The organism is Pedobacter chitinilyticus, from assembly GCF_003313385.1.
Lineage (GTDB): Bacteria > Bacteroidota > Bacteroidia > Sphingobacteriales > Sphingobacteriaceae > Pedobacter > Pedobacter chitinilyticus.
Map to the genome: position 1 here is coordinate 1,446,432 of NZ_QMHN01000001.1, position 23,104 is coordinate 1,469,535.

Annotated in this window: 17 protein-coding genes and 1 other RNA gene; 14 read left to right on the forward strand and 4 right to left on the reverse strand. The window is 41.4% G+C overall.

The features are described 5' to 3' along the window. Positions 1-72: 72 nt before the first annotated feature. From aroA to DUT70_RS05995, 3 genes are all read left to right on the forward strand, one after another. Positions 73-1,338, forward strand: coding sequence for a 3-phosphoshikimate 1-carboxyvinyltransferase (gene aroA, locus DUT70_RS05985; protein ID WP_113646343.1), 1,266 nt, complete (start codon positions 73-75; stop codon positions 1,336-1,338). Between the two features lie 90 nt (positions 1,339-1,428). Continuing rightward, the gene (gene aroC, locus DUT70_RS05990; RefSeq protein WP_113646344.1) at positions 1,429-2,526 is read left to right on the forward strand and encodes a chorismate synthase; all 1,098 of its coding nucleotides are present in this window, start codon (positions 1,429-1,431) and stop codon (positions 2,524-2,526) included. Between the two features lie 178 nt (positions 2,527-2,704). Then, positions 2,705-3,322 (forward strand): DUF1684 domain-containing protein, encoded by a 618-nt coding sequence (locus tag DUT70_RS05995; RefSeq protein WP_113646345.1) that lies wholly within the window; start codon positions 2,705-2,707, stop codon positions 3,320-3,322. 76 nt (positions 3,323-3,398) lie between these two features. Here DUT70_RS05995 and DUT70_RS21320 read toward each other — a convergent pair whose 3' ends face one another. Continuing rightward, positions 3,399-3,551, reverse strand: a complete 153-nt coding sequence (locus tag DUT70_RS21320; protein WP_205529737.1) for a hypothetical protein — start codon at positions 3,549-3,551, stop codon at positions 3,399-3,401. A gap of 10 nt (positions 3,552-3,561) precedes the next feature. Then, positions 3,562-5,985: a thiamine pyrophosphate-dependent enzyme gene (locus DUT70_RS06000; protein ID WP_113646346.1), complete on the reverse strand. Its 2,424-nt coding sequence runs from the start codon at positions 5,983-5,985 to the stop codon at positions 3,562-3,564. A 142-nt stretch (positions 5,986-6,127) separates the two neighbouring features. Between DUT70_RS06000 and DUT70_RS06005 the strand changes: the two genes are divergently transcribed. Both DUT70_RS06005 and DUT70_RS06010 read left to right on the forward strand, forming a co-directional pair. Next, positions 6,128-6,520: a DUF1573 domain-containing protein gene (locus DUT70_RS06005; RefSeq protein WP_113646347.1), complete on the forward strand. Its 393-nt coding sequence runs from the start codon at positions 6,128-6,130 to the stop codon at positions 6,518-6,520. Positions 6,521-6,591: 71 nt separating this feature from the next. After that, on the forward strand, positions 6,592-7,788 hold the full coding sequence (locus DUT70_RS06010; RefSeq protein WP_113646348.1) for a pyridoxal phosphate-dependent aminotransferase: 1,197 nt from the start codon (positions 6,592-6,594) through the stop codon (positions 7,786-7,788). A gap of 273 nt (positions 7,789-8,061) precedes the next feature. On the opposite strand, the gene DUT70_RS06015 is transcribed toward DUT70_RS06010, so the two are convergent. Then, positions 8,062-8,694, reverse strand: coding sequence for a DUF4159 domain-containing protein (locus tag DUT70_RS06015; protein ID WP_113646349.1), 633 nt, complete (start codon positions 8,692-8,694; stop codon positions 8,062-8,064). 151 nt (positions 8,695-8,845) lie between these two features. Here DUT70_RS06015 and DUT70_RS06020 point away from each other — a divergent pair, with 151 nt between their 5' ends. From DUT70_RS06020 to ssrA, 9 genes are all read left to right on the forward strand, one after another. Continuing rightward, on the forward strand, positions 8,846-9,844 hold the full coding sequence (locus tag DUT70_RS06020; protein ID WP_113646350.1) for an AAA family ATPase: 999 nt from the start codon (positions 8,846-8,848) through the stop codon (positions 9,842-9,844). Further along, positions 9,844-10,731: a DUF58 domain-containing protein gene (locus tag DUT70_RS06025; protein WP_240432035.1), complete on the forward strand. Its 888-nt coding sequence runs from the start codon at positions 9,844-9,846 to the stop codon at positions 10,729-10,731. The genes DUT70_RS06020 and DUT70_RS06025 overlap by 1 nt, the downstream gene beginning before the upstream one ends. A 2-nt stretch (positions 10,732-10,733) precedes the next feature. Beyond that, a complete protein-coding gene (locus tag DUT70_RS06030; protein ID WP_113646351.1) occupies positions 10,734-12,110 on the forward strand; it encodes a BatA domain-containing protein in 1,377 nt (458 codons plus the stop codon). Position 12,111: 1 nt separating this feature from the next. Beyond that, entirely contained in the window at positions 12,112-14,220 is a 2,109-nt protein-coding gene (locus tag DUT70_RS06035; RefSeq protein ID WP_113646352.1) for a DUF4175 family protein, read from the forward strand. Positions 14,221-14,228: 8 nt separating this feature from the next. Further along, positions 14,229-16,010, forward strand: coding sequence for a hypothetical protein (locus DUT70_RS06040; protein ID WP_128353310.1), 1,782 nt, complete (start codon positions 14,229-14,231; stop codon positions 16,008-16,010). An 88-nt stretch (positions 16,011-16,098) separates the two neighbouring features. Then, complete coding sequence (locus DUT70_RS06045) at positions 16,099-17,733, forward strand: TldD/PmbA family protein (protein ID WP_113646354.1); 1,635 nt, start codon at positions 16,099-16,101, stop codon at positions 17,731-17,733. 1 nt (position 17,734) lies between these two features. Continuing rightward, positions 17,735-19,051, forward strand: coding sequence for a TldD/PmbA family protein (locus DUT70_RS06050; protein ID WP_113646355.1), 1,317 nt, complete (start codon positions 17,735-17,737; stop codon positions 19,049-19,051). 158 nt (positions 19,052-19,209) lie between these two features. Beyond that, positions 19,210-20,850 (forward strand): TldD/PmbA family protein, encoded by a 1,641-nt coding sequence (locus DUT70_RS06055; protein ID WP_113646594.1) that lies wholly within the window; start codon positions 19,210-19,212, stop codon positions 20,848-20,850. A 264-nt stretch (positions 20,851-21,114) separates the two neighbouring features. Continuing rightward, positions 21,115-21,484: a transfer-messenger RNA gene (gene ssrA / locus DUT70_RS06060) on the forward strand. Positions 21,485-21,627: 143 nt separating this feature from the next. Here ssrA and DUT70_RS06065 read toward each other — a convergent pair. Then, the gene (locus tag DUT70_RS06065; protein WP_113646356.1) at positions 21,628-23,004 is read right to left on the reverse strand and encodes a serine hydrolase; all 1,377 of its coding nucleotides are present in this window, start codon (positions 23,002-23,004) and stop codon (positions 21,628-21,630) included. Between the last annotated feature and the right edge of the window lie 100 nt (positions 23,005-23,104).

Here is a 23,104-nt window from a genome sequence, read left to right on the forward strand (position 1 = left end):
ACGCTTCAGTCGAGATGACGGAAAGACTGAGACAGCTTTAAAACTAAGACAATCTAATACAAGACCGAACCTATGCATAAAAATGCAATGGTGTCCTTTAAAGGGGCGCAAAACATAAACACTGAAATACAACTTACTGGCTCAAAAAGCGAATGTAACCGAGCATTGATTATCAAATCTTTAAGTAAGAATTTGGTAAAAGTAGAGAACCTATCTAACGCTGCCGATACTGTTACTTTAAACGCTATTTTAGCCGACTTAGATACGATAGATACCGACCACAACCTTGCTAAAACCGTAGATGTTGGGCCTGCTGGAACTGCTATGCGTTTTCTATCCGCCTATCTATCTGCAAAAAACGGAAACTTTCTGCTCACAGGCACTGAACGGATGAAACAACGTCCCATTGGTATTTTGGCAGAAGCCTTGAAAGCAATTGGTGCCAACATCAGCTATGCGGAAAAAGAAGGCTTCCCTCCGCTTTCTATCAAAGGTCCGTTGGAACAAACCAATGCCCAAATCAAAATCAAAGGCGATGTAAGTAGTCAATACCTATCGGCTTTGCTGATGGTTGCGCCTACGCTACCAAAGGGATTAACCTTGGAAATAGAAGGCGAACTGACTTCTAAACCTTATGTAGAAATGACCCTAGCCATGTTGGCCGAATGTGGTATTTCACATGAATGGAATGGCAACTTAATTACGATTGCGCCTCAAGATTTTAAACCTTCTACCCTTATTGTAGAACCAGATTGGAGCGCTGCTTCTTATTGGTACAGCATCGTGGCCTTAGCTGAAAATGCAAAAATCAGCTTGCCTCACTTACGGGATAAGAGTTTGCAGGGCGATAGCCAAATCAAATCTATCATGGAGATTTTTGGCGTAAGCACTACCAAAACTTCCAATGGCATTTCTTTCGAGAAAAACCAAGAAATTAAAGACACAGACAAGGTGTTAGATTTAAAAACTTGTCCTGACTTAGCACAAACCATTGTAGTCATCGCCGCCGCTTTGGGATTAAATATGGCTTTTACAGGTTTAGAAACCTTAAAAATAAAAGAGACTGATCGCGTTGCCGCATTGCAAAACGAGTTGGCTAAAATTGGCGTGAAATTAATTGAGGATAACCTGGTTTACACCCTAGATTGTTCAAATTTGAATTTCCCTAAAAAAGTAAGCATTGCTACTTACGAAGACCACCGCATGGCCATGGCTTTTGCTCCCTTGGCACTATTGATTGAGGAACTAGAAATAGAAGAATGTAACGTGGTTGAAAAATCTTATCCTTATTTTTGGGAAGACTTGAAGAAAGCGGGGTTTACAGTAGTTAGTATTTAGTACAAAGTATTTAGACTACCGCAAATCTCATGATCTATAAAAAACGTTGACAATCTAACTACTAAATACTAACGACTATATACTAATAAAATGGCAGGCAACTCATTTGGACAATTATTTCGCATCACCACTTTTGGCGAATCGCATGGAACGGCAATTGGCGTAATTTTAGACGGTTGTCCCGCAGGCTTAACCATCGATTTGGATTTCATTCAATCAGAATTAGACAAAAGAAAACCTGGTCAATCGAAGATTACTACACAACGCAAGGAAAGCGATACGGTGCAAATCCTATCAGGTATTTTTGAAGGCAAAAGCACGGGCACGCCTATTGCAATGTTGATCCCCAACGAAGACCAACGTAGCAAGGATTATGGTCATAATGTAGATGTTTACCGCCCAAGCCATGCCGATTATGTATACGATGCTAAGTACGGTATTCGTGATCATCGTGGTGGTGGCCGATCATCAGCTCGAGAAACAGCAGCTCGCGTAGCAGCTGGCGCTATTGCCAAGTTATTCTTAAAACATCAAGGCATTGATATTTTTGCCCATGTAACCGCGGTAGGAAAAATTAATGCCCCTAATTTAGAAAGCAATGACATTAGCGAACTTCTTGAATTAAGAGAAGCAAATATTGTTCGCTGCGCTGATCCTGCTACCGCCAATGAAATGATTGAATTCATTGATAGCGTACGCAAGGATGGTGATACCGTGGGTGGCAAAATCTCTTGTGTGGTAAAAGGCTGTCCTGCTGGATTGGGAGAACCTGTTTTTGATAAACTTCATGCAGATTTAGGGAAAGCCATGCTGAGCATTAATGCTGTACACGGCTTTGAATATGGTTCAGGTTTTGACGGCACCGAGTTGAGAGGCTCTGAACACAACGATATTCCGTTGCCTAAAGCGAAAGAAGAGCAACAGTTTAAAACCATTAGCAACCATGCTGGAGGCATTTTAGGCGGCATTTCTAACGGCATGGACATTACCTTTAAAGTAGGTTTTAAGCCTGTGGCCACCATTATGCACAACCAACAAACCATTAATGCTGCTGGTGAAGCCGCCGAAATAAAAGGCAAGGGCCGTCATGATCCTTGTGTGGTACCAAGAGCGGTAGTGATTGTAGAGGCAATGGCAGCACTTGTTTTAGCAGACCACGTATTAAGAAACCGCGCTGTAAAACTGTAATTTGTAAATTAAAATATTTTGATCTGTGTATTGGTGGCGAGTAATTTTAGCCACAGATACACAGATTTCTTTTTTATATTTATTTAGAGCTTAATAATAATTCATCTACGATTTCATTTGTGCATCTGTGGCAAATATTTTCAGGCATGGATACACAGATTTTTCATAGTTTTATGAGATGAAAGTTAAATTGATCTTACTCGGTTCATTACTTGTTTTGAAGCTAGGTGCGTCTGCTCAAAGCTTTAACGAGCAAATTGTAGCTCACCGTGAAAAATACAAGGCAGATTTTGTGACTAACGAGCATTCGCCATTGAAAGAAGGAGACTTAAAACACCTTCGTTTTTATGAGGCAGACAGCACTTACAAAGTAACCGCAAAAGTAACCTTATTAGAAGGTGAAAAAGCCTTCAAAATGCCTACCTACGCGGGCACTACGGCTGAATACATCCGATATGCCAAACTTGACTTTAACCTTAACGGAAAACCTACACAACTGACTTTGTACAAGAATGTAGCCTTATCAGCTAACCCAGCTTATAGAGATTACCTCTTCCTCCCTTTTACCGACCAAACCAACAACAAAGAAACTTATGGTGGCGGTAGATATATTGATTTAAAAAGTGGTAACATTACCAATGGAAGCATTGAATTGGATTTCAATAAAGCTTACAATCCCTATTGTGCTTACAGCGATGGTTATCGTTGTCCTATCCCACCAGAAGAAAATGATTTAGCTTTAGCCATTAAGGCAGGTGAGCAAAAATATATGGGTGAAAAGAAGCATCGTAATTAGTATTCGCATACTAGATCCAACACCACGTCATTTCGAGCGGAACGCAGTGTAGTCGAGAAATCTTAATTATATTTAATTACAAGTTCAAAGATTTCTCCATTCCGCTTTGCTCCAGTCGAAATGACGACATCCCAAACAACCCATTATGACGAGCTTTTGAGAGCCACAAACTTAACAGCATACCAAACAAAAAAGGCGGTATTTCTACCGCCTTTATGATAATTCCCATTTATCAATCTTTAATATAGTTTTGGATAACGCTCAGGGTTGCCTTCATTCATCATGGCATAAGCCACTTCAATGATATCATCTACAGATGGTTTAGAGAAATAATCACCATCAGAACCATAAGGAGGTCTGTGGGCTTTTGCCGCTAAAGTTTGTGGCTTACCATCTAACAGGTAATAACCCTTTTGGTCTTCCAAAATATTTTTAAGGATAAAGGCACTTGCACCACCAGGTACATCTTCATCCACAATAAGCAATTTATTAGTTTTTTGTAGGGACTTTGCACAAGCGTGATCTAAATCGAAAGGCAATAAGGTTTGTACATCTATCACTTCCAATGAAATGCCAAATGCGGTCAGCTCTTCTGCCGCTTCTTCCACTAACCTAAGCGTTGAGCCATAACTCACTACCGTAATATCAGTTCCTTCTTTAATGATTTCGGCTTTGCCTAAAGGAACCGTAAACTCTCCTACATTCTCTGGTAATTTCTCTTTTAAACGATAACCATTTAAGCATTCAATCACCAAAGCAGGTTCGTCAGACCTAAACAAAGTATTGTACATTCCTGCAGCTTGGGTCATGTTACGAGGGACACAAATGTGCATGCCACGCAAACTGCCTAATATCATTCCCATTGGTGAGCCTGAATGCCAAATACCTTCTAGTCTGTGGCCTCTGCTTCTGATAATTAAAGGCGCTTTTTGTCCCGCTTTTGTACGATAAGACAAGGTTGCCAAATCATCACTTAATACATTAATAGCATAAAGCAAGTAATCTAGATATTGGATTTCGGCAATAGGCCTCAAGCCTCTCATAGCCAAACCAATTCCTTGTCCCACAATCGTGGCTTCCCTAATTCCCGCGTCACTTACCCTCAACTCGCCATATTTAGCCTGCAAACCTGCAAAACCCTGGTTCACATCGCCAATGGCCCCTAAATCTTCCCCAAAAGCAAGCAACCTTGCATCACGGGCAAAATTAGCATCAAAGCAAGCATTTAAAATCTCTCTTCCATCAAGCATTTTACCATCTTCACTGTATTGTGCAGCAACATGGTTCACCTTAAATGGACTTTCTAAACCTTCTGTAAAGAGCTTAGAATTGTATAGTTCAGTAAAAAATTCGGTTTTTCCTTGGTACCAGTTAATCAGTACCTCGCGTTCGGCCGTAGGTTTATCTACACTTTGCCTGATGGCTTTTCTGGCGGCAGAAACCACTTCTTTACGTAAAGCATCGTGCATAGAAGCTAACTGTGCAGCAATTTTCGATATACCTGGATCTCCATTGGCCAAGTTATTGATCATGCGTACTACTTCAGCTTGTTCTTGTTTAATAGAATCCAAAAATTCATTCCAAGCTTCCTTCTGCACCTCTTTAACGTGCTTTTTAGCCGTTTCTTCTAATTCGTCAAGTTCTTCCTTGGTCGCAATGGCCGATTCGATCATCCACTCACGCATCTTAACGATACAATCGTGTTCACGCTCCCATTCCAAACGCTCTTTACTTTTATAGCGCTCATGCGAGCCAGAAGTAGAGTGCCCTTGTGGTTGAGTAACCTCGGTAACATGGATCAAAACAGGTACATGCTCGTTTCGGCAAATTTCTATGGCTTTCAGATAAGTTTCGCATAAAGCTGGATAATCCCATCCCTTTACCTTGAAAATTTCATAACCATTGGTTCCCTCTTCTCTTTGGAAACCTTTAAGGATTTCAGAAATATCTTCCTTAGTGGTTTGATATTTTGCAGGCACGGAAATCCCGTAACCATCATCCCAAACAGAAATCGCCATAGGTACTTGTAATACTCCAGCGGCATTAAATGCTTCGAAGAATACACCTTCTGACGTAGAACCGTTACCTATAGTTCCAAAAGCAACCTCATTACCATTTACCGAAAAGTTTTTCAGGTAATCAAGTTCCTTATTTTGTTTGAACAATTTTGAAGCATAAGCCAAACCTACCAAGCGAGCCATTTGACCACCTGTAGTAGAAATATCAGCTGAGCTATTTTTGACTTCGGTAAGATTTTTCCACGTTCCGTCTTCATTTAATGAACGGGTAGAAAAGTGGCTATTCATTTGCCTGCCTGCCGATGCAGGATCTGCATTAACGTCTGGATTGGCATACAACTGGGCGAAAAATTCTTTAAGGGTAGATATCCCAGTTGCGAAGGCAAAAGTTTGGTCTCTATAATAGCCCGAACGCCAATCGCCGTTCTTAAAAACTTTGGCCATAGCTAGCTGTGGCACTTCCTTACCATCGCCAAATATTCCAAATTTGGCTTTACCCGTGAGCACCTCTTTTCGGCCTAATAAACTCGCCTGACGGCTTTCTACAGCAATTTTGTAGTCGTTTATCACGATGGCTTTAAAGTCTTCAAAACTGAGTTCCGAAGCGTCAATCTCATTGGTAATAATTTTCCCTGATGAAATCATAAGCAAGAAGTTGGTTAGGTGGCAAAGATACAATTCTTTCTTATTCTACCTGAACGAAATACCCAAATAATATTTGGAATGCTTTTTGTTTTCAATTATAAAACATTAAATTTGTGTATATACTAAACTCAAATCAGCAGACATGAAAAAGCTATTATTGTTATTGGTTACCGTAGTTGGATTAGGGTTTGCAGCTAACGCTCAGACAAAACCAGCAGAATTTAAATTCGAATCTGAATCACATGATTTAGGAAAGATTAAGCTAGATGCAGCCGTTTCTTATACGTTCAACTTCACCAATGAAGGCGATGCACCATTGATCATTTCAAAAGTAGAGCCTACTTGTGGCTGTACGGTTGGTGAGTACACGCAAACTCCAGTGAAAAAAGGCGAAAAAGGTTTCATTAAAGTTACCGTAAAAAAATCAGGCGCTCCTGCACCATTTAACGTGGCTATTACCGTTACTTCAAACGCCAGAACCACTACTAAAGTGCTTTATTTGAAAGGCGAAAGTGTAGCTGCCGCTAGTAAATAGAACCTAATTTATTACATTAATATTTTGGTAAAAACCTCGTTATTGCAACGGGGTTTTTATATTTTTGCCCTATGCCAAAGATATCAGAAAAAGGGCTTCAAATGCCCGCTTCACCCATTAGAAAACTTACTCCTTTCGCCGATCAGGCAAAAGCCGCTGGAAAAAAGGTATATCACCTTAATATAGGCCAACCAGACATAGAAACTCCCGAAGGAATGTTAAACGCTATTAAAAACATTGATTTTAATGTTTGGGCCTACACCCCTTCTGAAGGAACTTTAGCTTACAGAAAAAAGCTAACTGAATATTACAATAAACTGGGTTACAACATCAGCCCTGAAAATATTTTGGTAACCGTTGGTGGTTCAGAAGCCATTACCATTGCCATGCAAACTTGTGTTAACGAAGGTGATGAAATCATTATTCCTGAACCTTTTTACGCCAACTACAACGGCTTTGCTTGTATGAGCAACGTAGTGGTTAAACCTATTTTATCTTACATCGATAATGGTTTCGCCCTACCTCCTATTGCTGAGTTCGAAAAGTTGATTACCGAAAAAACAAAGGCAATCATTATTTGCAACCCTAACAACCCAACAGGCTATTTATATTCAAGGGAAGAACTAGAAGCTTTAAAAGCACTATGCGTTAAGTACGATTTGTTCTTGTTCTCTGATGAGGCTTATCGTGAGTTCTGCTACGATGGTCGCGAATTTATTTCGCCAATGCACCTTGAGGGCTTGGATGAAAACGTAGTGGTAATGGATACCGTTTCTAAACGCTATAGCGCTTGTGGTGCTCGTTTAGGCTGTTTAATCACCAAAAACAAAGAAGTAATTGCTTCGGGATTAAAATTTGCGCAAGCACGTTTAAGCCCAGGAATGGTGGAGCAAATTGCTGGTGCTGCCGCAGTAGATACTCCTGATAGTTATTTCGAAACCGTAAACAAGGAATATACTTTGCGTAGAGATACGTTAGTGAATAGATTAAACAACATTGATGGGGTTTTCTGTCCTAATCCAGGTGGTGCATTTTATGTAGTGGCTAAATTTCCTATTGATGATGCAGACAAATTCTGTCAGTGGATTTTAGAGAAATTTGAGCACAACAACGCTACGGTAATGATGGCCCCTGCTACAGGTTTTTATTCGTCACCAGGTTCTGGTAAAAATGAAGTACGTATGGCCTATGTGCTTAACGTAGATGATTTAAATGCTGCGATGGATTGCTTAGAGTTAGCTTTACAACAATATCCGGGAAGAGTTTAACACTAGGAGCTAGGAATTAGGAAATAGTGGCTAGTGGTTAGTAGCTAGGAATTAGTGGCTAGTAGTTAGTAAATAAAGAATTATATAATTTGGAGGCTTGTAGGGTTTAAACAACTTTGCAAGCCTTTTTTGTATAACAACTAAGAGATTCCTCGCTACCGAAGAGTCGGTACAGGTGCAGTCAGAATGACAAAGCGCGGTAGATAGTGCGTTCCTAATCACACATTAGCCATTTATCCTTAACCATTAATCATTAAAACTAATCCCTAACTCCTAAGAATTATTAACGCCCATGGCGTACATGATAATGTTAATGGCAAACTTGGTATTGTCTTCCGCTAAAAAGCGTTTGTTTCTAAAATCGTAATCCCACTCGCAACCATAGTCCTTGTTACTGTACAAAACACCAATGCGCCCGTTAATGCTCACTGCTTTCAGATAATCGTGCACCAAATCATCACCCCAGCCATTCAATTCAAATGAAGTATTGGGTGGGCCTTTCTCAAATTTAAAAAAAGCACTATAGAGAGGATGATTATTAGGGATTTTCTTTAGCGCACTAGCTCCAAAAAGATTGCCCATTTGCGTTTCAAAAGAGCGTGCAAACAGCCCATCGATATCGTGGTTACAGTCATCCACGAAAACAAAACCTCCATTATTGACGTAAGTTTTAAAGTTAGCGGCTTCCTGTCGGTTAAACTGCACCAGTTTATGTCCACTTAAATAACAAAAAGGATACTTAAAGATATCGGCGCTACTTAACTCCACAATCTTCTCTTCTGGTTCCAACGGAATGGTAGTATACTCCAACAACGAATTGAGCACATTGGCAGGCATACGCTGATCCGTATCCCAGTCACCCGAGGTATATTTTATCCTTGCAAACGTAAACTTTAACTGATACATCAACCTAAATTAAGTCCATTTTTTGCTAAAAGCCATTTTATAGCCAGCTAATGTTGTAATTTTTTTGATATTCTTTAAAATACGCTTCATTTTTAGTTCCTATATGCGCTATATTGACATATCAATTGCTATTTAACTAAAGATTTGCTGCGTGGAAATTTCAACAGACAACCTAAATCACCTTATTCAAAAAATTACTTCCTTAAAAACCGAAATCCAAAAGGTAATTGTAGGACAGGACGAGATCATTGACGAAATGCTCATTGCCCTAATGGCTGGCGGACATTGCTTATTGGAAGGGGTACCTGGCTTGGCCAAAACCTTAATGGTACGCACCATGGCACAAGCTTTAGACCTTTCTTTTAGGCGCATTCAATTTACGCCAGATTTGATGCCTACCGACATTATTGGTACTGAAATTTTGGAGGAAGACCACAGCACGGGCAAACGTTTCTTTAAATTTAATAAGGGCCCACTGTTTGCCAATATCATTTTGGCAGATGAGGTGAACCGTACACCACCTAAAACGCAGTCGGCTTTATTGGAAGCGATGCAGGAATTTGAAGTGACTTATGCGGGGCAAACCTATCCTTTAGATCGTCCGTTTTTTATATTGGCTACGCAAAACCCTATAGAACAAGCGGGAACTTATCCTTTGCCCGAAGCACAATTAGACCGTTTTTTACTCTATATTAAAATAGGCTACCCTACTGCGGCCGAAGAAACCAAGATTTTGAGCAGCACTACAGGTGCTAAGCAAGCTAAAGTAAATGCCATTATTGGGGCCGAAGAAATCAAACAATTGCAAAAACTTACGCGTGAAGTGAGCATCAGCGATGACCTCATTAGCTTTACCAGCGAATTGGTTCGTGCCACCAGACCAGAAACCACTACCGTCCCTTTTATCAAAGAATGGGTGCGTTGGGGGGCAGGACCTCGTGCTGGACAAGCATTGATTTTAACTGCAAAAGCCCGTGCCTTATTTAAAGGTAGGTACGCCGTAATCATGGAAGATCTCCAAACCATGGCTTATCCAGTGCTGCGTCATCGGGTGTTGATGAATTTCAAGGCTGATGCCGAAAACATCACCGCAGACAAAGCGACCGACGAGTTATTGAAAGCAGTATCAAGGCCCAAAAACAGCATCTAATGAGTAAACTGCTTGATCCTAAAGTATTAATGGCCATCAAACCTTTATCGTTAGCGGCAAAAGCTACGATAGATGGCTTTATGCATGGGATTAACAAAAGCACCATTAAAGGGGCTGGTATGGAGTTTAGTCAGTACAGAAGTTACCAAGCTGGCGACGATTTGCGCTCCTTAGATTGGAAGATGTTTGCACGTTCAGATCGTTATTACATCCGCGAATCGGAGATGGAAACCAGCATTTCGGTTCGTTTATTGGTAGATGCCAGCGCTTCTATGAACCACAGCGATGGAAACCAAACTAAAATGGATTATGCCCGTTATGCCGCAGCCTGTCTAGCTTATTTAGCCAATTTACAAGGCGATGCGGTGGGTTTGTACATCTTTAAAAACACAGGACTGTTTGCCATGAACACTCGTCAAGATTTTCAACACTTGAGCCGTTTGTTCTATCAATTGGAGAACATCAAGCCTGAAGGTAGTTTTACACAACAAATCCAGTATAAGGAAATATTTGCTGGTCCTCGAAAGAGAGAACTATTGATTTTCTTCACCGATTTTTACCAACAAGATGGCGAGCTGCTGAAACTATTGGATACGTTGTTGCCTTTAAGGCATGAAATTTTGGTATTCCACCTTCTTGCTAACAATGAACTTGAGCTTGATTTTAAAGGCTTTTCTTCCTTTGAAGATTTGGAAAGTGGGCAAGTCATCCAGTTGGATCAAAAAAAGGCAAAAAGTGCTTATCAAGAAAGGATGAACGAACACCTGCAAAACACCAGAAAAGAAATGCTGAACAGGAATATCTATTACAGAACACTGAACACCAATGAGGCGCTTGACCAGGCTTTGAGAGATTTTTTAAACCAAAGAAATAAGCTAAACCATTAACCGTGAATTTGCTATACCCTATCGGTTTATTGGCCTTAACGGCACTCCTTGTTCCTATCGTTATTCATTTATGGCGAATAAAGCAGGGCAAAACCTTAAAGGTGGGCAGTATTTCCTTAATGGGCGAAAGCGCCGCATCAAATGCCAGAAGTTTCGTGATCAGCGATTGGTTATTATTGCTATTGCGTTGTTTACTGCTAGCGATATTAGCCCTGCTATTGGCGCAACCTTTTTTAAAAGGCAAGCCCCTAGCCAAACAAGGCGGATGGATGTTGGTAGAACAGCAAAACCTAAAAACAACTTATCAAAACCATCGTAAAACCATTGATTCTTTACTGAATAAGGGTTTTGAATTCCGTCAATTAGGATTAGGATTTAAATCATTATCGCTTAAAGACACTGCAAATACAACTATCGATAGTCTCCCTCCATTGAGCTATACTTCGCTGCTAAAACAAGCTAACCATCAGCTTCCTAACCAGTATCCCGTATGGATATTTGCACCTAAAACGGCACTAGCTTTTGAGGAGGAATTACCAAAGCTCCATTTACAGATTCATTGGCAAACACCGCCTTTAGATACTCTATCAGCTTATCGAAAATCTTTTTTAAACCTCAATTTAAAGGCTCAAGCTAATGGCAACACGGTCATTTATCAGCGAGAGAAAGTTTCATCAGCGCCAGCAATGCAGGTAATGATTCATTCCAGCAATGCTTTAGATGGCAAATATGTAAAGGCAGCCGTTAATGCCATTGGCGAATACCTTGATCAGTCTATCACCATTTACAGCCAAAGCAGCAAGCAACCCTTAGATGCCATTTTTTGGTTGGCAGATACGGATATCCCCAATGATCTTCGCAAAAACCTAAAAGCAAATGGGGTATTGTTTAAATATGCGAAGGGAAAAACCACCAACGAAAATAGCTTCATCAACTTTGGGAATACTTCGGTGGGCAATGCTTCACCAGCCAAGCTTTTAAAACGAGTAGCGAGCGAAGCAAAAGGGCAAACCTTATGGGAAGATGGTTTTGGAGAAGCCCTTTTAACAGTACAACAAGCACAACAAGTACACGAATACACTTTTTACAGCAGGCTAAATCCGCAATGGACGGATTTGGTATGGAAAGATCAATTTGTGGAAGTACTGTTCCCTTTATTGTATGGCCAAACTAACAAGCAATTTGGCTTTGAGGAACAAGCCTCCCCAGCTCAAATGAACGAACAGCCCATTGCCACTTTTGAAAACTCCAAAGACAATCCTACCCTGCTTTCGCCTAACCTAAACTTGGACAAATACCTTTGGGCTTTGGCATTTTTGGTGTTTTTAGTGGAACGACTATTCACCTATCGTAAACAAACTCCTTTGAAACAGGCATAAGATGGAAGGCAAAGGATACATACAAGGGTTAAAAAGTAGAAGGATTTTACTGCTTAGTTTACAAGGCCTAGCTTTAAGTTTGGGCATTGCATTGCTGGTGGGTAGTTTACTTTATTATTTTCTCGGTACGGGCTACTGGACTTACCTCACTGCTTTTGTGTTATCAGTAGTAGTATTTTTAGTGATTCATCCACTATGGAAAATCAACGAGCAACATATTACACGCCACCTTGATAGTCAATTCCCTGAACTGGAAGATAGCAGTGGTCTACTGCTAAAACCACAAGATCAATTAGGTACTTTGCAACGCTTACAAGCTCAAAAAATACTTCTGCTATTGCCTAAGAAGAACATTTTCAACGATCTGCAACTCAAAAATTGGATCAGTTTTGCGTGTTTAATGATTGGACTAAGCTGCTACTTGTTCATTCCTCCAACAAGGTTCCACTCAGCTACTGACCAACTTGAAACAAATAACATCAACATCCGCAAGGAAGAAAAGATACTACCGCAAATTTCGAGTTACTCGGTTGAAATTACCCCACCAAGCTATACTGGCAAATCTCGTAGGGAACAAAACCAGTTTTACCTTAAGGCCGAATTAGACGCCGAAGTGGTTTGGCACATCCAAACGAATAAAGCCATTCGTCATTTCCATGTGTTTTTTAATGAGGTGGAAAAGGTCACGTTAAAACCCTTGAACCAAGATTCCACTTTATGGAGTTTCTCTAGAAAACTGGACAAGCAAGGTTTTTACCAACTGGAATTAGACGGCAAGAAATCTGACCTTTACCAAATTGAAGTTATTCCAGATTATCCCGTAAAAATCAACATCACGCAACCAAAACCGCAGCATACCATTGATATTGGTCAGCCGATGCAAATCAATATTAAAGCGCAATTGAGTGACGATTATGGCATCACTAGCGCTTATATTTCTGCCACCATGGCCAGCGGCAAAGGCGAAAGTGTAAGCTTTACGGAAAAGCGCTTGCAGTTTGATGCTTCCTTTGCCAATCGTAAAAGTATCGCCCTTCAAAAATCAATCGACCTGCGAAGCTTGGGCATGAAACCAGGAGACGAATTGTATTTCTTTATCCAAGCACAGGATAATAAGGGGCAATTGAGCCGTTCTGATGTGTACATGGTGAACATTGTAGACACAGCCGAGCTGATGAGCATGGCGGGAATGGCCTCGGGTGTCAATTTAGTGCCAGAGTACTTCAGAAGTCAACGCCAGATTATTTTAGATACCGAAAAATTGCTAGGCGAACGAACTTCCCTCAGCACAGAGGATTTCAATAAGAAAAGCAACGGCCTGGCCATTGACCAAAAACTCCTTCGATTGCGTTATGGCAAATTCTTAGGCGAAGAAAATGAAACCTCCATTGGTGGCGATCATGAAGATCACGACGAGCATGATGGACACGACCACGGAGAGGAAAAGTTTGGCGATGTACAAGCCCTAATGGACCGCTACGCCCACAAGCATGACATTGCCGAAGATGCCACCTTTTTTGAACCTGCCATCAAACAACAATTGAAAGCGGTTCTTAACGAGATGTGGACTTCGGAACTTAAATTAAGGACTTACAAACCCCAAGAAGCACTTCCTTTTGAATACAAAGCGTTACGTTTACTGAAAGACCTACAACAAAAATCGAGGGCTTACGTAGCTAAAACGACGGTTAAAACGGCCGCCTTAAAGAATGAAAAAAGGTTAACTGGGGAGCTAGACAAAATTGTGGAACCTCGACAAAGTGCACAGTTTGAAAATAAAGACCGTAGCAATGAAGAGCTTCGGATCCTTTTATCTTTATTAAACCTGCACAAAGATGGAAGAGCATTTACCACTAACGACAAAGCCCTGTTGCAAAGTGCCGAAAGGCAAATTATTGTTGCAGCAGCCAGTCATCCTGAAAGTTATTTGGGTGCGTTAAAAAGTCTGCGGAACTTGGTGAACACTAAAACACCGCAGGCAAAAGATTTGGAACAGCTTTCTAAAGCCATTTACCAGTTAATCGGTATTCAAAAGGCAAATCCCCAAGCTGAAATGGGTGGAAGCGTTAAGAAATTAAGTGATCGTTATTTTAATCATCTTAAAAACTAAGGACAGCAATGGCATTTAACCTATATATATGGATCGCTTGTTTGCTGTTGTTATGCCTATTGGTGTATCAGGAAATTAAAAGACCAAACAAACACTGGCTCGGAGCAAGGTTATTCGCCAGCTTATTGGCAGTAGCCATGTTAGCCTTGTTAATTGTTCCCATAAACGTTAACCAGCAAAGCAAACAGCAACCTACGCAGCTCAACATCATTAGTGCAGGTTACCACGCTGATGGCTTAGCCCAAATCCCACATCAAAAATACTTCCTTGAGGAAGCCTTAGCATCAACTTTAAAGCGCAAGGCCAACTTCATTCCCGATTTAGCCTACCATTTAGCGGCGCATCCCGAAATCAATAACATCGCCGTTTATGGATATGGATTAACTGGCGAACAGTTAAAACAAATCAAAAATATTCCTCTCGAATTTCATCCTGCAGAAAAACCAAGCGGCGTAATTGCCTGCCATTGGAAAGATGAGTTGAAAGAAGGTGAAACTTTAGTGGTACAGGGCCAATATCGTCACCACAGGTCAAAAGCGGTAAACCTTAAACTGATTGGCTTTGGAAAGACTTTAGATTCAACCCAAATCATTGGAAACAGCACGACTAAGTTTTCGTTCCAGCACCAGATCAAACAAAAAGGTCGGTCGGTTTTACAATTGGTGGCGCTACAAGGCAAAGATACCCTAAGCCAAGAACCCATTCCAGTACAAACCTTAGCCAAAACCTCCTTAAAAATAGTTGTGTTAGGTTCGTCCCCTGGTTTCGAGTACAATTTCCTTAAAAAATGGCTCTACGAAAACCAATATGCCTTGGCATTGAGAAATCGGATCAGTAAAGACAAATACAGCATCGAATTCCTCAACAGAAGTAATATCGACATCAATCGCCTAAGCACGCAATTGCTGCAAAAGGAAGATGTATTGCTATTAGACCAACAGGAGTTTGAAAGCATATCCGCTTCAGAAAAACAAGCCATCAAACAAGCCGTTGCACAAGGACTGGGTTTGATTATTTTAGCACAAGAACCCAATACCACTGAACCTTGGCTGAAAAGCTTTAACTTAGCGGCAATTAAAAAGCAGGAGAAAATCAATCAGCTGCAATTGACTTCGTCACCAATAAAACTGGCAGCTCTACCAGAACAAGCGCCATTTTCAATAGGAAACCGTCCAGATCAACAGCCCTTGGTTTTAGATGGACCATCAGCCATTGCGGTGCAAAAATTATACGGTAAGGGAAAAATAGTTACCACTACCCTTTCCAACAGCTATCAATGGCGCTTAACAGGCAACCAACAAGACTATGCCTTATATTGGAGTAGCTTGCTTGAAGCTGCCGCCCGTAACACAGCACCAAACTATTTACTTCAAACCGAAAGTAATATCCCTAGGGACATGAGCAAACTTAACTTTAGTTTGTCCACACCTAGCGCTACTATTCCAGCAATCACTAACCAACAACAAAGCTTGAGCAGCCAACAAAACATGCTGTTCAGCAATCGTTGGCAATTCCAATACTGGCCATTACAATCAGGCTGGCATCAAGTTGCAGTTGATGGTCAAAAGCAGCACTTTTTTGTTTTTGGAAAAGAAAATTGGCAAGCGCTTAGTGCTGATCAACGCATTAAGCAGAATATCGCCTACGCCCTATCACATCCATCACCAAAAGTTTTGCCCCAAACGACTATCATCCTTAAAAAAACCATTTCCAAGTGGTGGTTTTTTATAGCTTTTGTATTGGCTACTGGTTTTTTGTGGTTCGAAAGCCGCCTTTACAACCAAAATTAGCTTTGAAACTAAAATGTTATACTTTGTATAGGGCAAGTGTTTATCCATTTGAGTAATTTGGTTTATTAATCACCTAAACCGAACCACTTTGAAAAGAAAAGATTTCCTTTATCTATCCGGAATGGGAATGGGTGCCTTGGTACTCCCCGATTTATCTGCGTATGCAATGCCGATAGACCCTGAGCAGGCACTGGTCCGAGTAGATCCAAAAATTAAAAAAGAACTGGCCGATGTGGCGCTGAATGCTGCCAAATCAAAAGGTGCTTCCTATGCTGATGTTCGTATTGGCAGGTATCTGAACCAATTTGTAGCCACTCGCGAAAAAAGAGTACAAGGCGTTGCCAATACCGAATCGTACGGCGTTGGTATCCGCGTGATTGTAAATGGCTGTTGGGGATTTGCCGCTACCAACAAAGTAACCAAAGACGGCATTGCCAAAGCAGCCGAACAAGCCGTGGCTGTGGCCAAAGCCAATGCGCAAATACAAGGCGAACCTGTACAGCTAGCCCCTCAAAAAGGTTTTGGCGAAGTAAGTTGGAAAACCCCCATCGAAATCAACGCTTTTGAAGTTCCTGTAAAAGAAAAGGTAGATTTACTACTCAACGTAAACGACATTGCCATGCAAAACGGTGCTAGCTTTGTCAATTCGGCCATCTTTGCAGTAAACGAGCAAAAATATTTCGCTTCTACCGATGGTTCTTACATCGATCAGGATGTACACCGTATTTATCCAACCTTTAACGTTACCCGTATTGATAGGGCTTCTGGTCAGTTCAAAACCCGTAACTCCCTAAGTTCGCCAATGGGCATGGGCTACGAGTACATGAACGCCCGTCCAGAAGATAAAGTAGCAGGAATCGTGACCCGTTACAAAGGTCGTTACGACATGCTGGAGGATGTAAAATCAGCCGCTAAAGTAGCTTCCGAAAAAGTAACCGCCAAATCGGTAGAACCTGGAAAATATGATCTGGTACTTGATCCATCACATTTATGGTTAACCATCCACGAATCTGTAGGTCACCCTACCGAACTTGACCGTGTATTAGGTTACGAAGCCAACTATGCAGGAACCAGCTTCCTAACCTTAGACAAATGGCAATCTAAAAACTTCAAATTTGGCAGCAACAAAGTGAATTTATTTGCTGACAAAACCCAAGTAGGTTCATTAGGTGCTGTGGGTTACGATGATGAAGGGGTAAAATGTAAAAAATGGGATCTGATTAAAGATGGTGTACTGGTAAACTATCAGGCCATTAGAGATCAAGCACATATCATCGGGCTAAACGAATCGCAAGGTTGCTGCTATGCTCAAGGTTGGGACGATGTTCAGTTCCAAAGAATGCCTAACGTATCCCTACAAGCGGGTAAAGAAAAACTAAGCGTTGATGACATGATCAAAAACGTAGAGAAAGGCATTTACATCATTGGCGATGGCAGTTTCTCTATTGACCAACAACGCTACAATTTCCAATTTGGTGGACAGATTTTCTACGAGATCAAAAACGGAAAAATTGTAGGCATGCTTAACGATGTGGCTTACCAAGCCAACACGCAAGAATTCTGGAACTCGTGTACCGATATCTGCGATGAAAGCGATTATCGTTTAGGCGGTTCATTTAACGATGGTAAAGGACAACCATCGCAAAGCAGTGCCGTTTCGCATGGTAGTGCCACCACCCGTTTTAATGGAGTTAACGTAATTAATACAGCAAGAAAAATATAATATGGCCATATTAAGTAAAGAAGAAGCACAAGCAATTTTAAAAAAGGTATTGAGCTATGCCAAGGCCGATGCTTGTGAGGTAAGTTTAAATGGCTCTGACGGCGGTAACATCCGCTATGCCAGAAATGCCGTTTCAACCGCAGGGCAAATAGTTGTGATGAGTTTAGGCGTAAGTGCCACTTTTGGTAAAAAAACAGGAACGGCCACCATTAACGAGTTTGATGATGCCTCCCTACAAAAAGTAGTAAAAAGAGCCGAAGAGCTGGCCATGTTAGCCCCTGAAAATCCAGAGTACATGCCTCCTTTAGGTCCGCAAACCTTTGCAGAGTCATTAACCTACAATGCCAATACCGCAGCCATGACACCTGAAACCAGGGCCGACATGGTTTCCAAAAGCCTTGGGGTTTCCAAAGCTGGAGGTTTAGAAGCCGCTGGTTTCCTAGAGAACAGCACCCGTTTCAGTTCCATCATGAATTCGAAAGGCCTGTTCGCCTACAACAAAAGCACTAACGTGTCTTTTTCGGTAACCATGCGTAACAAGCAAGGTACAGGTTCAGGCTATGTAGATCAAGATTTCAATAACTTGAGCAAAATGGATACCCTTGCGTTAACCAAAATTGCTGCAAGCAAAGCCAACGGATCTGCTGGTGCCAAAGCCATTGAGCCAGGAAAATACACTGTCATTTTAGAACCTTTAGCAGCCAGCGACATGTTAGGCAACATGTTCAGAGGTTTTGATGCCCGTAGTGCCGACGAAGGTCGTAGCTTTATGAGCAAAAAAGGTGGCGGTACCCGCTTAGGCGAACAGTTGTTTTCTGAAAATGTAAACATCTATTCTGATCCGCTTAACCCTGAAATCCCAGGCTCTACTTGGAGTGGCGACGGTTTACCTGTCACCAGAACACAATGGGTACAAAATGGCGTGGTTAAAAACCTATCGTATTCAAGATACTGGGCTTCACAAAAGAACGTACAACCCCTTCCTTTTAGCCGTAGTTTGGTGATGGAAGGTGGCAACCAATCGTTAGAAGACTTGATCAAGAGCACAGAGAAAGGCATTTTAGTCACTCGTTTCTGGTACATCCGTATGGTTGACCCTCAATCGTTATTACTTACAGGACTTACCCGCGACGGTACTTTCTACATCGAAAATGGCGAAATCAAATTCCCAATTAAAAACTTTAGGTTCAACGAAAGTCCAGTCATTATGCTGAACAACGTAGAAGCATTGGGAAAACCGGTACGTACGGGCAGCGGACTTATCCCGCCAATGAAAATTAGAGATTTTACCTTCTCGTCATTATCTGACGCGATATAATTTAAAAAGAGGCTGTTTAAACAAGCATCCGTCATTTCGACGACCTTAGTAGGAGAAATCTAACGAGTAGCTAGATTGCTTACTCCACTTTGTTTCGTTTCGAGATGACGGATTTTAATCCGTTTAAACAGCCTTTGCTATTTCAAAAACTAGAAATCTTGAAAAGAAGAGACTTTTTATACCTTACAGGCATGACTGCTGGAGCCTCTATGGCCGCTAGCGTTCCTGTGTTTGGCAAGATCATTTCCGTAGAGGAAGCGCTCACGCCTGTGGATGTGGCCCTAAAAAAGCGACTAGCAGATGTGGCACTAAACGCCGCCAAAGCAAATGGTGCCAGTTATGCCGATGTGCGCATTGGACGTTACCTTAACCAAGTGATCGCTACCCGCGAAAAAAGGGTCGACAATATTGCCAATACCGAATCGTACGGCATGGGCATTAGGGTATTGGCCAATGGGGCTTGGGGCTTTGCCGCCACCAACAACTTGGATAACGACAGTATTGCCAAAGCCGCTAAAATGGCCGCAGCCATTGCCAAAGGAAATGCCAAACTGATGGACGAACCCGTGCAACTGGCCCCACAAAAAGGTTACGGACAAGTCTCATGGAAAACCCCTATCCTAACCAACGCTTTTGAAGTGCCTATTGCCGACAAGGTAGATTTACTGCTTAATGTAAACAACGAAGCCCTTAAAGGAGGTGCAAAATACATCAACAGCAACCTGTTTATGGTGAACGAACAAAAGTATTTTGCTTCTACTGATGGCTCTTACATTGATCAGGACATTCACCGCATTTGGCCTACCTTTACCCTTACCAAAATAGATGCAGCAGCTGGAAAGTTTGAAACTCGCAACGCTTTAAGTGCGCCAATGGGCATGGGTTTTGAATACATGCAACCGTTGGATAGCGAAAAGATCAAAGGTGGCCCCGTAACAATGTACAAAAAACGTTACGACATGCTGGAAGATGTACGTGAAGCGGCTGTACACGTAGATGAAAAACTGAAAGCCAAACCTGTGGCGCCAGGCAAATATGATTTGGTACTGGATCCTACACATCTTTTCCTTACCATTCACGAATCTGTAGGACACCCTACCGAATTAGACCGTGTATTGGGTTACGAAGCCAATTATGCGGGGACCAGTTTCTTGACCTTGGATAAATGGGAAAGCAAGAAATTCAACTTTGGCAGCAAGGAAGTAAATATTGTGGCCGATAAATTAGAAGCGGGATCGTTAGGTGCCGTGGGTTACGATGACGAAGGCGTGAAATGTGGTGATTGGGATATCATTAAAGATGGCATCTTAGTCAACTATCAAACCATCAGAGATCAAGCACATATTTTAGGTTTAAAAGCATCGCAAGGTTGCTGCTATGCCGATAGCTGGGACAGTATCCAATTCCAAAGAATGCCAAACGTATCGCTACAAGCAGGCAAAGCGCCTTTATCGGCTGCCGATATGGTGAAAAACGTAGAGAAAGGCATTTACATGTTTGGTAGAAACTCCTACTCTATCGATCAACAACGTTACAACTTCCAGTTCAGTGCACAATTGGCTTACGAAATTAAGGAAGGCAAAATTGTGGGCATGTTTAAAGACGCCGCCTACCAAGCCAACACCCAAGAGTTTTGGAACTCCTGTGTACAGCGTTGCGATCAAAGTGACTACCGTTTGGGTGGTACTTTTTCAGATGGGAAGGGACAACCGAGCCAATCCAGTGCGGTATCACATGGCAGTCCAACCACTCGTTTCAACGGGGTAAATGTGATTAATACAGGGAGAAAGTTGGGATAAATAGTAGCTAGGAGTTAGTGGTTAGTGGTTAGTGGTTAGTGGTTAGTGGTTAGTGGTTAGTGGTTAGTGAAAATAACTAATTCCTGATTCCTAACTCCTAACTCCTAATTCCTAGTTCCTAACTACTAATCCCTAACTCCTAACCCCTAGTTCCTAGTTCCTAATTACTAATCCCTAGCCTCCTATTTTCACATTTTATTTGTACATTTGTACCCTAGTAGCAGTAATTACCAAATACTAATCACTAGTTACTAACCACTAAAAGGGGCTGTTCCTGGATTTGACAGGGTGGCGCTGAATATGTAAGCATGCAGTGCGTTGTACGGAGAGCACTTTAAAGAGAACGTTCAAAACAATAATTGGCGAAAATAACTACGCCTTAGCTGCTTAATTTAGAATTAAGAAAGCTTTTGTCTCGCTAACTGCCGCATAGTTAGGTTAGCATCAGAGGCATCGAAATAACCATGCTAGCTTTTGTAGAGGTACGATGCAATCGCGAAATAAAGTATCTAAGGATGTTGTCAAGGTCGGTTTCCAGCCCGACGCATCTCTAAAACCAATTGGAAAATAAGCACGTAGAAAGCATAATTTATCACACAACTGGACAAGGGTTCGACTCCCTTCAGCTCCACAAAAAAAATCCTCATCAAATAGATGGGGATTTTTTGTTTTGGTAGTTTAATATTGTTGGTTGGTGATAACACCAACCAGAGGATAATGGTGATCACACCAAAGGATACATCTACATTAGTATTCATGGAGATCCATGCGACCATTTTATTTGTTTTCCAGCTTTTTGATCAGGCTTTTAGCACTTTCATTCTTGGGATCTAATTTTACCGAAAGCTTATAATACTTAAGTGCATTTGGATGGTCTTCTTTCGCAAGATAAGCTTCAGCAAGACTATCGAATACATTGCCCGACTTTGGAAAGAGCTGTGTATTGTAAAGGAATACCGCGATGGCATCGTCTGTCCTTTTCTTGTTGAGTAAATAATAACCTAGTGTATTCAGGCTTGCCTCGGCGTCAAAAGCATAATTATCCTGATGTTGTTTTTTTAACTGTTGGTAATAGGCCGTGATTTCGTTCCCATGCAAATTTTCAATTTCGTTCTGCAATAAGGACATCACTTGCTTTTTGGGCTGCAGAAAAGGTTTTCCGTCGAGTATATTTTGGATGGCCGTATTTAGGTCGTACAAATTACCTTGTTTGTTATTGGTCATCAATATCACCGTTCTTCCCTTTTCTGGATTACATACCAATAGTGCCTGATAATTTCGTGAAGTACCGTCATGCTCAAAGTTGATGATTTTACGGTCTTTCATCGCTCCTTTAAAACCTAGGCCCGATTGTCGGCTAGGCGTATAAGGAATGAGCAAAAATCGGGTCGATTCTGGAGAAATGATTTTAAAATTGACCAAGAGTTGAGACCATTTATAAAAATCGTTCAGATTTACCGCTGTCCAACCCGAAATAGGAATCTCCATAGAGTCCGTATTCCCTTTATCATCAAATGCATGCGCTACCAATGGCTCTGTTTCTTTCGGATCAATAATGGCATGGGTTATTCCATTCGGGATCAGTAATTCTTTTTGTACAAAGTCTTGAAATGGAATTCCCGTAATACGCTCTATAATTCTTCGCTGTAGAAAGACATTGTTGTTATTGTACGCATACTGACTACCTGGTTCAAAGTCCAGTTTCTCGGTGTGGATCAAATTAGCCATATTCTCCGCATCAGACTTTACATTCTTCCACTGCACATCGGGAACCCCACTAGTATAGCCCAACAAATCTTTGATGGTCACCTTTTTGCTCCACTGCGGAAGTTCAGGCAAATATTGATCTACATGATCTGTGAGTTTCAGCTTCCCCCTATCTACCAGCAGCATGATTGCCACTGCATTAAATTCTTTGGCAATGGAACCGATGTGAAAGCGATAGTCTGTAGTGAGTGGAGTCGTTTTCGCAGCATCGGCATATCCAATGGCTTTGTTGTAAACCACCTTGTGCTGATCTACCACCATGACATTCCCATTGAACAGCCCATTTTGCGCTGCTTTTTCAAACATGGTCTGAAGTTTCTTGGCAGGTAACACCTGAGCAAATACAGTAGTCGGAAAAACCAAGCCGATAAGGAGGAGCATTTTCATAAAAAGGTATTTATAATGATGGAGCAATTTAAGCAAAATACGTTTGGCCTTACTACTTTTTTACTGTTCAATTTAGTAAGAAACTGTATAAGATCCAGAA